The organism is Pseudomonas sp. Nvir, assembly GCF_963778085.1.
Classification (GTDB): Bacteria; Pseudomonadota; Gammaproteobacteria; order Pseudomonadales; family Pseudomonadaceae; genus Aquipseudomonas; species Aquipseudomonas juntendi.
Map to the genome: position 1 here is coordinate 3,571,246 of NZ_OY970405.1, position 11,634 is coordinate 3,582,879.

Below are 11,634 nucleotides of genomic sequence, written 5' to 3' on the forward strand. Positions count from 1 at the left end.
TGCGTGTTGCTCAGATGGGGTAATGCCGGGGGCCCTGTTGCAGGGTGACCCAGCGCAACTGGGTGAACTGGTCGATGGCCGTGCGGCTGCCGAAGCTGCCATAGCCGCTGGCCTTCACCCCGCCGAAGGGCATTTGCGCTTCATCGTGCACGGTCGGCCCGTTGATGTGGCAGATACCCGATTCCACGCGCTGGGCCAGGGCCAGCGCCCGGCTGGTGTCCCGGCTGAAAATGGCTGACGACAGGCCAAACTCCGAATCGTTGGCCAGTTGCAGCAAGGCCTCGTCACCTTCGGCGCGCAGCACTACAGCCACCGGCCCGAACGACTCTTCGCGGTACAGGCGCATGCTGCTGTCGACATGGTCGAGCAGGGTCGGCTGCAGGATGCTGCCGTCCAGCTGGCCGCCGCAGACCAGGCGAGCGCCCTTGGCCACGGCATCGTCGATCAGCGCCTTGATGCGTTCGCCCGCCGCACTGCTGACCAGCGAGCCGAGCACCGAGTCGCTGGCCTGGGGGTCGCCGGCACGAAGCCCGCTGACCTTGACTGCCAACTTGTCGACAAAGGTATCGGCGATGCGGCTATCGGCCAGCAAGCGCTCGGTGGACATGCAGATCTGGCCCTGGTTGAAGTAGGCGCCAAAGGCCGCCGCTTCGACCGCGGCGTCCAGGTCGGCGTCGTGCAGCACCAGCAACGGCGCCTTGCCGCCCAACTCCAGCAAGGCCGGTTTCAGGTGGCGTGCGGCCAACTCGCCGACGATGCGCCCCACCTGGGTGGAGCCGGTAAAATTCACCCGCCGCACAGCGGGGTTGGCAATCAGGCGTTCGACCACCGCTGGCGCATCCTCCGGGGCGTTGCTGATGACGTTGACCACGCCATCGCCCAGCCCCGCATCCTGAAGCACCTGGCCGATCAACCGGTGCACGGCCGGGCTCTGCTCCGACGCCTTCAGCACCACGGTATTGCCGCACGCCAGGGGCATGGCGATGGCGCGCGTGGCCAGAATGACCGGGGCATTCCAGGGCGCGATACCCAGCACCACCCCGCACGGTGCGCGCAAGGCCATGGCGAAACTGCCAGGCACATCCGAAGGGATCACCTCGCCGGTGACCTGCGTGGTCATGGCGGCGGCTTCACGCAGCATGTTGGCCGCCAGCTTCACATTGAAGCCGTACCAGTTGGCCATCGCCCCGGTTTCACCGGCCGCAGCGATGAACTCGCCGGCGCGCGCCTGCAGCAGGTCTGCGCCGGCCAGCAGGCGGCCACGTCGCTCACTGGGCGCCAGTGCTGCCCACGCCGGGAACGCCGCGCTGGCGGCTGCCACGGCAGCATCGGCATCGGCCAGCGAAGCCGCGGCCACCTGCGATACCACTTCACCACTGACCGGGTTGCGTCGCTCGAAGGTTCGTCCATCGCTGGCGGGGCACGACCGCCCGCCAATCAGCAAAGGCACCTGCAACATGCTCATTCCTCTTGTTGTATTCATGGGCACTATTCGCGGGCTGCCGCCAGGGGCGGCGCGGCCCGCTGGCATTCAACGCTTGTAAGCCTGCAAGCCTGGCTTGATGCTCTTGTCGTCGAGGAACTGCTTCATGCCCTGCTCGCGCCCCCCCTCGGTGTCCAGCAGGCGGGACTGGTCGAGCTTGGCGTACAGGTAGTCTTCGTTCTGCTCCCAGGTCAGTTCGCGGCAACGCTTGAAGCCGTTCTTGGCGGCACGCAGCACCACCGGGTTTTTCTCCAGCAGGTTCAGCGCCAGTTCGCGGGTGGTTTCGCGCAGTTGCGCCAACGGCACGCTTTCGTTCACCAAGCCCATTTCGGCCGCCTTTGCCCCACCGAAGGTCTTGCCGGTCATGATGTAGTACAGCGACTGACGGTGGCCCACGGTGTCGGCCATGGCCTTGCTGACCAGGTTGCCGGGTGGGATGCCCCAGTTGATTTCCGACAGGCCGAACGTGGCTTGGTCGGCACAGATGGCCAGGTCGCAGGCCACCAGCGGGCTGAAACCGCCGCCGAAACACCAGCCGTTGACCATGGCAATGGTCGGTTTGGCGTACATGCGCAGCAGCTTCCACTGCCACTGCGATGCATCGCGGCGGATTTTTTCCTGAAGGATTTCCGGCCCGGCGTCCACCTCGCGGAAGTACTCCTTGAGGTCCATGCCGGCCGTCCACGACTCCCCGGCACCGGTCAGGACCAGTACGCCAGCCTCGGCATCCTGCTCCAGGGTTTCCAGCACGTCGATCATTTCCCGGTTCAGGGTGGGGCTCATGGCGTTGCGTTTTTCTGGCCGATTGAGGGTGACCCAGGCAATGCCCGACTCCAGCTCGACTTTCACGGTAGCCCAACGGCCTGCGTATTTGCTCATGGTTCTGCACTCTTGTTGTTCGGGGTGATGCCTTCAAGCTAAGGGAGCAAATTAGTTATGTCAATTAACTATTATAAAAATTATCTTTTGCAGCACCTCAGCCCCCGCTCTTTTTCACCAGCCCTCCTCTAGCCGGATCCTGCCAAGGCAGGCAAACTAGGTAACTTTCTTACCCATGCCCCAGGAGCCATTCACCCGATGGGAAGGTCTGCCCGCACTACCGATACCGCTGCCACCGCCGTTTCCGGGGCGGATGTCGTGCTTGAAGACTTGATCGGTTATGCCCTTCGCCGTGCCCAGTTGAAGCTGTTTCAGAACTTTATCGGTCGGCTGGCTGCCCATGATCTGCGCCCGGCGCAATTTTCGGCACTGGCGGTGATCGAGCAGAACCCAGGGCTGATGCAGGCGGACTTGGCCCGCTCGCTGGCCATCGAGCCACCCCAGGTGGTACCGCTGTTGAACAAGCTGGAAGAACGCGCCCTGGCCGTACGGGTGCGCTGCAAACCGGACAAGCGCTCGTACGGGATTTTTCTCAGCAAAGCCGGTGAAGTACTGCTCAAGGAGTTGAAGCAGATCGCCAGCGACAGCGACCGGGAAGCGACCGCGGCACTGAATGACGAGGAGCGCGAGCAATTACTGCGCTTGTTGACCAAGATCTACCAGGCGTAAAACCTGTGAGCCGCGCTACCGCGGTGCTGCTGCCGGTAGTGCATGATCTGCAATGACCCGGTGTACTCATTGGGAGTACACCGCAGTGCCGAGGGCGCCCCATTGCACCTGATCCCTGGATTGACCGGGCAAGCCAACGCCCTGATAGGCGGCGCCAGCCAAGGCATCGGCCTGGCACTGTGCCAGGCCTTGCTGGCCCGCGACGATATCGACCTGGTGTGGGCGGTATCGCGCAGTGCCAGCCGTAGCAGCGCATTGCTTGCGCTGACGGCCGCACACGACCAACGCCTGAGGCTGGTGGATTGCGATGCACGCGACGAGGCGGCCCTTGCTGCGCTGGCCTGCACGGTCAGCGCTGGCTGCAAGCACCTGCACCTGGTGGTGAGCACGCTGGGCATTCTGCACCAGCAAGGCGCCAAGGCGGAAAAATCCCTGGCCCAGCTGGACCTGGCCGGGTTGCAGGCCAGCTTCGTAACCAATGCCTTCGCCCCTATTCTGCTGCTCAAGCACCTGCTACCCCTGCTGCGCCAGCAGCCGGCCACCTTTGCCGCGTTGTCGGCGCGGGTGGGCTCGATCGGCGACAACCGCCTGGGCGGCTGGTACAGCTACCGCGCGAGCAAGGCGGCGCTGAACCAGCTGTTGCACACGGCAAGTATCGAGCTGCAACGCCTGAACCCGGCGGCTACGGTATTGGCGCTGCACCCAGGCACCACCGATACCGCGCTGTCGCGGCCGTTCCAAAGCAATGTGCCGCCGGGCAAGTTGTTCGAGCCGGCGTTTGCCGCTCAGTGCGTGATCGACCAGGTAAGCCGGACAGGCCCAGCCGACAGTGGCAGCTTCTGGGGGTGGGACGGCCAGCGGATCCCGTGGTGAGCCGCTTCGCGCCGCAGGCCCGGCCCGCGCGGCATGACTTTGCAGGCACGCCACAGCCTTGACCCCGGCCCTTGCGCCGCCGCATGCTCGCAGGCTTGCCCCCACGCACAAGGAACGATTGCATGCTGCAGCCCCTGGCCACCCACACCGAGCTGGGCCTGGGCCCATTCGCGCAATGACGCTGTTGTACCTGAAGCTGATCGTCACCCCTTTGCTGATGTGGGCCATTTCCCTGGCGTCGCGCCGATGGGGCGGCCTGCTGGGCGGGCTGTTGTCCGGCATGCCCATTACCTCGGCACTGGTCATGACCTTCCTGTGCCTGGAACAGGGCAGCACCTTTGCTGTAGCTGCAGTGCCTGGCGCACTGGGCGGCCTGGTGGCGGTGCAGGCGACGTACTGCTGCTTCATGTGGAGCACCCGCCGGGCAGCGCTGGTACCCGCCGTGCTGCTGGCGTTGCTGGCGTACGGCCTGGTGGCTTACGCATTTACCCACTGGGGCAACCTGCACCTGTCGGTGGCCGTAGCGCTGGTTCTGATCGGGGTGCTGATACGCGCCAGTGGCCGCGAGCCCAGCCCGGACATGCTGGCCCGCCCCAAGCACCGATACTGGGAAATACCGCTGCGCATGGTGGCGGCGACCAGCCTGCTGATGCTGACCACAAGCCTGGCCGACTGGCTGGGCCCGGCAACCAGCGGCATGCTGGCACCGATACCGGTAATCGCATGGCCGCTGGTCGTGTTTGCCTACGTCCAGAATGGCCGGCCCGGGATGGCCGCGATGGTGCGGGGCAATGCGATTGGCGCGGTGGGGGTGATCGCGTTCTACCTGGTATTGGCAGCACTGCTGCAAGCCTGGGGCGCCGCGGCTGCCATCGGCGTGGCAATCGCCAGTGCCGTGGTGCTGACCCTAGGGCTGGCCGCCGCATTACGGCGGCGCTGAAGTTCAGCCTGCCACGCCAAGGGGTGGCGGGCTCACCCGGTGGGCTTCGTCACGCCACGTCGATTTGGGTCAGCCCCATTACCTTGGCCTGGGCCAGGATTTCGTCCGGGCCGGCATCAGCGGGCGGCATCAGCAAACTGTTCTCGCCGTCGCCAAAGTGCAGCACCATCAGGTGCAGCGCTGCCTGGTGCAGGGCAAGCTCGGGCTGTTCAAGCTCGAAGGTGTGGGTGCAAGGCTGGCCATTGAGTTGATAGCGGACCGTGTAGGCGTGCATAAGAACCTCTTGATTGAACAAGGACTCAATACCTGACCGGTCGGGCAGAAAATAATTCAGGTAAATAGCGGCCGCCTGGCCCATTGGGCCAAACGACCACCAGGTTGGCACTGCCCTGCGCTTACTCGGCGCCCGGCGGAATGCCGTCCTTGTTCTTGTCTTTCAACCGGGCCTTCTCTTCTTCCGTGGAATGGGCTGGCACTTGGGTTTGCTGGTCTTTCTGCTGCTCGGCCATGGGCGTGTCCTCTTCGATGGTGGCTGAACGATTACCTGCACTCGTCACGGTTGCTGGCGCTGCATCGTTTTGCGGTGCAAGGCGATGAATGGCGCCTCGGCAGGGTCGATACGGTCCATTTCGGCCGCGATCCGGTGCCAGTAGGGATACTGGGGCGCGATCTGCGTGGCCTGTTCCATCTGTTCCAGGTCTTCTGGCAAGAGCACCAGCTCGGTCGCCTGCAAATTGTCATGCAGTTGCTCGAAGCTACGCCCCGCCGTGATCACGCTGGTGATGCCGGGGCGGTCCTTGAGCCAGGCCAGGCATACCCGTGCCGGCGAGCAGCCATGGCGCTGGCCGATGGTGATCAAGGCTTCGATGATGTCATAGGCCCGCTCGCGATCATGCACGTAGGGTTCTGGCCAGTCATTGCCCTGGCGGGTGCCCTTGGGGGTCTGCTGGCCGCGCCGCACCTTGCCGGTCAGCAACCCCTCGCCCAGGGGCCCCCACACCAAGGTTGCAACCCCTTGGTCGATGGCCATGGGCAGCAATTCGTACTCGGCTTCGCGCGCCTCCGGGGTGTAGTAGATTTGCTGCGAGACCGGCTGCTGCCAGCCATTCACGCGCGCGCTGCCGAGGGTTTTCATCATTTGCCAGGCGGTGTAGTTGGACGTGCCGAAGTAGCGGATCTTCCCGCTCTGCACCAGGTGGTCCAAGGCCGCCAGGGTTTCCTCCACCGGCGTCACGCCATCCCAGTTGTGTACCTGGTACAGGTCGATATGGTCGGTACCCAGGCGCTTGAGGCTGGCCTCGCAGGCGCGAATCAAGTGGTAACGCGACGCCCCGCTGTCGTTGGGGTTGTCGCCCATCGGGCTGCGCGCCTTGGTCGCAAGGATGATCGACTGGCGCCGCTGGGCCAGCGCCTGGCCAACGATTTCTTCGGCAAGGCCGTGCGAGTACAAGTCGGCCGTGTCCACCAGATTGACGCCGGCATCGAAGGCCATGTCGAACATGCGCCGTGCCTGGTCGACATCCACGCTACCGGTTTTTTCGAATGCGCCACGCCCGCCGAACGGGACCGTGCCAACCACCAGCTCCGAAACCAGCAGGCCAGTGTTGCCGAGTGCGCGGTATTTCATGGGCTACCTCCATTGCATAAGACATGCAATACCGACGGCCCATGGCGCTGAAACGTTCAATCAGGTTGGCCGAACCCGGCTGGGGCAAGCGACCGCGCGCCAGGCCAGCCTGGTATTCAGAACACCGACCAGCCAATGCGTGCGCTCAGCAACTCCAGCGCGGCCATGCCGGCCAGCGAGTTGCCCGCCGCGTTCAGCTCCGGCGACCACACGCATACGCTGAACTGCCCCGGTACGATGGCGACGATGCCGCCGCCCACGCCACTCTTGCCCGGCAACCCTACCCGGTAGGCGAAGTTGCCTGCCTCGTCATACAGGCCACTGGTGGCCATGATCGAGTTCACCTGCTGGGTCTGGCGACGGCTGAGAATTTGCTGACCGCTGTGCTTGCAAAAGCCGTCGTTGGCCAGAAAGCAGAATGCCCGCGCCAGGTCCAGGCAATTCATGCGCAGTGCGCAGTAGCTGAAGTAACTGCGCAGCACCGTTTCCACCTCGTTGTGGAAGTTGCCAAACGACTGCATCAGGTAAGCCATGGCCGCATTGCGCGCGCGGAACTGATACTCCGAATCGGCGACGCGGGTGTCGATCTGGATGTGCGGGTTACCGGACAGGCGCCGGACGAAATCGCGCATCGACAAGGTTGGCGCAGCGAAGCGCGACTGGTTGATGTCGCAGATGACCAAGGCCCCTGCGTTGATGAACGGGTTGCGCGGGCGCCCGCGCTCGAACTCCAGCTGCACCAGCGAGTTGAATGGCTGGCCGGACGGCTCATGGCCAAGCCGCTCCCAGATCGCTTCACCCGAATGGCCTATCGCCTGAACCAGGCTGAACACCTTGGAAATGCTCTGCACCGAGAACGGTTCCAGGGCGTCGCCTGCACAGTAGTGACTGCCATCGTTGCTGTAGACGGCGATGCCCAGTTGCTGGGCCGGCACGTCGGCCAGCGCAGGAATGTAATCGGCAACTTTGCCCGTGCCGATCAAGGGGCGTACTTGTTCAAGGATCTCGTTCAACAGCGTTTGCATGGCGGGCCCTGGTTCAGTCCCCCTCGACGACGGCGGGGGTCGCATTCTTGACGCCGAGTGCGTGAAGGAAATCACACATTTGGCAACAAACTCCCCCGTCGGCGCCGTACGGCCTTCAAGGCCTGGGCTGCCGCCATGCTCAAGCCTGTATCAGCTCAATGCCTCACGGCTGTGCTGGCCGTCGACCAAGCGCTGCAGCCCCAGCGGGTTGGCATTTTTCAGCGCATCGGGCAGCAGCGCATCGGGGTAGTCCTGGAAGCACACCGGGCGCAGGAAGCGGTCGATGGCCAAGGTACCGACCGAGGTGCCACGGGCATCGGAGGTGGCCGGATAGGGCCCACCATGCACCATCGCTTCGCACACTTCGACCCCGGTGGGGTAACCGTTGAGCAGCAGGCGCCCTGCCTTGCGCTGCAGCAGCGGCACCAGCGTGGCGAACTGCTGGAGGTCTTGCGGCTCGGCAATCAGGGTGGCGGTGAGCTGCCCGTGCAACGCTTGCACGGCGCGGCGCAGCTCGGCTTCGTCGGCGACTTCGACCAGCACCGTGGCAGGCCCGAACACTTCTTCCTGCAGCAGTTCGTCACCGTTCAACAGCAGGCTCGCATCGGCCTGGAACAACTGCGCCCTAGCCTGGTCGCCAACCTGCTCGGCACCGGCCAGGTGGCGCACGCCTGGGTGCTGGTGCAGGCGCTGCACGCCACTGGCATAGCTGCGCAAGGTGCCGGTATTGAGCATGGTTTGCGCGGGCTGGTCGGCCAATTGCGCAGCCAGCGCCGCAGTGAAGGCGGTGAATGCCTCACCGGCAATGCCAATGACCAGCCCGGGGTTGGTGCAGAACTGCCCGCAGCCCAGCACCACCGAAGCCGCCAGCGCCTCGGCCACCTGCCCGCCGCGCGCGCGCAACGCGCTGGGCAAGACCAGCACGGGGTTGATGCTGCTCATTTCGGCGAACACCGGAATCGGCTGCGGGCGTGCTGCCGCCAGGTCACACAGGGCGCGCCCGCCCTTGAGCGAACCGGTGAACCCCACCGCCTGGATGGCCGGGTGGCGCACCAACGCTTCACCCACACCGCTACCGAAGATCATGTTGAACACCCCGGCAGGCATGCCGGTCGCCTGCGCCGCCCGCTCGATAGCCTCGCCCACCTGCGCGGCCGTGGCCATATGGCCGCTGTGCGCCTTGACCACCACCGGGCAGCCAGCGGCCAGCGCTGCTGCGGTGTCGCCGCCGGCAGTGGAGAACGCCAGGGGGAAGTTGCTGGCACCGAACACGGCTACCGGCCCTACGCCGGTGCGGTACTGGCGCAAGTCCGGGCGTGGCAGTGGCTGGCGCTGTGGCTGAGCGCGGTCGATGCGCGCCGCCAGGTAATCGCCGCGGCGCAGTACTTTGGCGAACAGGCGCAGCTGATTGCTGGTTCGGCCGCGCTCGCCCTGGATGCGCGCAGCAGGCAAGGCCGTTTCGCGGCACACCGTGGCGATGAAGCTATCGCCCAACGCGTCCAGCTGGTCGGCAATGGCATCGAGAAACTGCGCGCGACGCTCGGGCGCCATGCCGTTGTATTCGACGAATGCCGCTTCGGCGGCCTCGGCAGCGGCGGCCACCTCGCAAGGGGTGGCCTGGGTGAAGACCCCCGGCAAGGCTTCGCCGGTGCGCGCATCGAGGCTTTGCAGGTGAACGCTGCCAGCAGCGCTGCGCTGGCCGCCAATGAAATTGCTTGCAGACATGGTTGACTCCTGTAACAAGAAAGAAGGCCTGGCCCTCACAGGCTTTTCACCAGCCCCGGGCGAACCTGCCCGGGCGCTGCGGCAATGCCGTTGCGCAGCGGCTGGCCAAAGGCGTCGAGGCTGATTTCGAAGGTATCGCCCGGTCGGGCCTGCACGCCGTCAGCGAACGACAGTGTGGCGGTGCCGAAATAGTGCACATGCATATCGCCAGGGCGCAGGAACTGGCTGTATTTGAAGTGGTGGTACTCCAGGTTCTCGAAGCTGTGGCACATGTTCTGCTCGCCGGACAGGAACGGCTTGCTCCACAGCACCTGGCCATCGCGCAGAATGCGGCTGGTGCCTTCGAGGTGCGCTGGCAACGCCCCCAGGCGAAGCTCCGGGCCGAAACTGCAGGCGCGCAGCTTGGAATGCGCCAGGTACAGGTAGTTGCGCCGCTCCAGCACATGGTCGGAAAACTCGTTGCCCAAGGCGTAGCCAAGACGGTACGGGGTATTGCCCGGGCCGATCAGGTACAGCCCGACCAGCTCAGGCTCCTCGCCGGCGTCTTCGGCAAAGGCCGGCAGCGGCAGGTCGGCGCCGGGGCGCACCACGATCGCGCCGTCGCCCTTGTAGAACCACTCCGGCTGCGCCCCCTCCTCACCCGCTGGCGGCCGCCCGCCCGCCAGGCCCCACTGGAACATGCGCATGCTATCGGTCAAGGTACCTTCGGCCTGTTGCTGGTGCATTTTGTCGCGGGTGGCGGCGCTGCCCAGGTGGGTCAGGCCGGTGCCGGTGACCAGGCAGTGCGCCGGGTCCGGGTGGTCCAAAGGTGGCAGCACACGGCCCTGGGCCAGCAAGGCCAGGTAGTCGTGCCGCTCACCCAGCCCAGCGGCCCGGACTTCACTGGCCAGATCGCGGCCGGCGGCAATGGCCTGCAAGGCCAGCTCACGGGTGCTGCTGGCGCCACGCACTTCAAGGGCGTACTCGCCTTCCACCACGCCCACATGGCGCGCGCCGGCGGCGCTTTCGAATTGAATCAGTCGCATGGTTGATGTGCTCGCTTGTCGGTTGCAAAGTTCAGCGGGCGCCTTCGGCGGCCCGCGTGGAAGCCAGGCGTTGGCGACGCTCCAGGCGGTTGTAGACGACGCCGGTGAGCAGCACGCCGAACAGCATCACCAGGGCAAGGAAATACAGCCCCGAAGACAACTGCCCGGTGTGTTCCTTGAGCGCGCCGATACCGAACGGCCCCAGGTAGCCGCCAAGGTTGCCGATCGAGTTGATCAGGGCGATGCCTGCGGCTGCGCTGGCACCTGAAAAGAACCGCCCAGGCAGCGTCCAGAAGATGGCCGTGCAGGAAAACAGGGCAAATGCCACCACGCACAGCGCGGCCAACTGCAGCACCGGCACCGTCAGCCAGGCACTGAGGAACAGGCCTATGGCGCCCAGCGCACACAGCAGGCCCAGGTGCCCGTAGCGGTCGTTGAGGCGGTCAGAGCTGCGGGGCATGATCAACAGGCCGATGATGCCGAACAGGTACGGCACCGCCGAAACGAAACCCGTGACCAGATCGCTGCCGCCAAACTGGTGGATCAGCGTTGGCAGCCACAAGCCGAGGCCGTAGATGCTCAAGGTGACCGGCAGGTAGAACAGCGCCAGCAACAGTACGCGGCCGTCCTTGAGCGCATGCAGCGGGTTGCCATGGCGGGTCTGGCCAAAATCACGCAGGTCGTTGGCCAGTTGCTCCTGCAGCCAACTGCGTTGTGCCTCGCTGAGCCAGCGCACCTGGGCAGGCCCGTCCGGCAGCAGGCGCAAGGTAGGCCAGGCGAGCAGCACCGCCGGGGTGCCGATGCAGATGAACAGCCACTGCCAGCCATGCAGGCCGTAGATGCCCTCCAGCCCCAGCAGCGCGCCGGAAAGCGGCCCGGTGATCAGCATGGCCAGGGGCTGCGAGAGGATGAAAAAGCCCAGGATCTTGCCGCGATGCCGCACCGGGTACCACTGGGTTATGTAGTACAGCACCCCCGGAAAGAAGCCCGCCTCGGCGGCGCCGAGCAAGAAGCGCATCACGTAGAAGCCATTGGGCCCGGTCACGAAGGCCATGCCGATGGTGATTGCACCCCACGTCACCAGGATGCGGGCGAACCAGCGCCGCGCGCCAAAGCGGTCGAGCAGCAGGTTGCTCGGCACTTCGAACAGAAAATAGCCGATGAAGAACAGCCCGGCACCCAGGCCATAGGCCGCGTCACCCAGGCCGATGTCGGCGCCCATGTGCAGCTTGGCAAAGCCCACCGCCGAACGATCGACGTAGGCCACCAGGTAAAGCAGAACCAGAAAAGGGATGAGTTTCAGTGTGATCAGGCGGACAAGCCGCTGCTCCTGAATCATGGCGATGTCTCCAATTGTTCTTGTAATGAGCACAGCACCCGGCCGGGGC

Annotated in this window: 11 protein-coding genes; 3 read left to right on the top strand and 8 right to left on the bottom strand. The window is 65.1% G+C overall.

Features of this window, described 5'->3' with window-relative positions:
- Positions 1–10: 10 nt before the first annotated feature.
- Both AACG97_RS17190 and AACG97_RS17195 read right to left on the bottom strand, forming a co-directional pair.
- Positions 11–1,459: an aldehyde dehydrogenase gene (locus AACG97_RS17190; RefSeq protein WP_047149973.1), complete on the bottom strand. Its 1,449-nt coding sequence runs from the start codon at positions 1,457–1,459 to the stop codon at positions 11–13.
- Positions 1,460–1,531: 72 nt separating this feature from the next.
- Positions 1,532–2,362 (bottom strand): p-hydroxycinnamoyl CoA hydratase/lyase, encoded by an 831-nt coding sequence (locus tag AACG97_RS17195; protein ID WP_197885144.1) that lies wholly within the window; start codon positions 2,360–2,362, stop codon positions 1,532–1,534.
- Positions 2,363–2,560: 198 nt separating this feature from the next.
- Between AACG97_RS17195 and AACG97_RS17200 the strand changes: the two genes are divergently transcribed.
- The 3 genes from AACG97_RS17200 to AACG97_RS17210 all read left to right on the top strand — a co-directional run bounded on the left by AACG97_RS17200 (position 2,561) and on the right by AACG97_RS17210 (position 4,844).
- On the top strand, positions 2,561–3,031 hold the full coding sequence (locus tag AACG97_RS17200; RefSeq protein ID WP_009685853.1) for a MarR family winged helix-turn-helix transcriptional regulator: 471 nt from the start codon (positions 2,561–2,563) through the stop codon (positions 3,029–3,031).
- A gap of 102 nt (positions 3,032–3,133) precedes the next feature.
- Positions 3,134–3,904, top strand: a complete 771-nt coding sequence (locus AACG97_RS17205; protein WP_047149983.1) for an SDR family NAD(P)-dependent oxidoreductase — start codon at positions 3,134–3,136, stop codon at positions 3,902–3,904.
- 175 nt (positions 3,905–4,079) lie between these two features.
- Positions 4,080–4,844, top strand: coding sequence for a hypothetical protein (locus AACG97_RS17210; protein ID WP_029886989.1), 765 nt, complete (start codon positions 4,080–4,082; stop codon positions 4,842–4,844).
- A gap of 49 nt (positions 4,845–4,893) precedes the next feature.
- Here the strand turns inward: AACG97_RS17210 and AACG97_RS17215 are convergent, their stop codons facing one another.
- From AACG97_RS17215 to AACG97_RS17240, 6 genes are all read right to left on the bottom strand, one after another.
- Positions 4,894–5,118 carry a hypothetical protein gene (locus AACG97_RS17215; protein ID WP_029886988.1) on the bottom strand — a complete coding sequence of 75 codons (225 nt, stop codon included), beginning with the start codon at positions 5,116–5,118 and terminating at the stop codon, positions 4,894–4,896.
- 279 nt (positions 5,119–5,397) lie between these two features.
- Entirely contained in the window at positions 5,398–6,471 is a 1,074-nt protein-coding gene (locus AACG97_RS17220) for an aldo/keto reductase (protein ID WP_197885143.1), read from the bottom strand.
- Positions 6,472–6,587: 116 nt separating this feature from the next.
- Positions 6,588–7,496, bottom strand: coding sequence for a glutaminase B (gene glsB, locus AACG97_RS17225; protein WP_009685859.1), 909 nt, complete (start codon positions 7,494–7,496; stop codon positions 6,588–6,590).
- Positions 7,497–7,646: 150 nt separating this feature from the next.
- A complete protein-coding gene (locus tag AACG97_RS17230) occupies positions 7,647–9,221 on the bottom strand; it encodes an aldehyde dehydrogenase (NADP(+)) (protein WP_197885142.1) in 1,575 nt (524 codons plus the stop codon).
- A gap of 35 nt (positions 9,222–9,256) precedes the next feature.
- Positions 9,257–10,246 carry an AraD1 family protein gene (gene araD1, locus AACG97_RS17235; RefSeq protein WP_115294180.1) on the bottom strand — a complete coding sequence of 330 codons (990 nt, stop codon included), beginning with the start codon at positions 10,244–10,246 and terminating at the stop codon, positions 9,257–9,259.
- A 31-nt stretch (positions 10,247–10,277) separates the two neighbouring features.
- Positions 10,278–11,585, bottom strand: a complete 1,308-nt coding sequence (locus AACG97_RS17240) for an MFS transporter (RefSeq protein WP_029884937.1) — start codon at positions 11,583–11,585, stop codon at positions 10,278–10,280.
- Positions 11,586–11,634 lie beyond the last annotated feature (49 nt).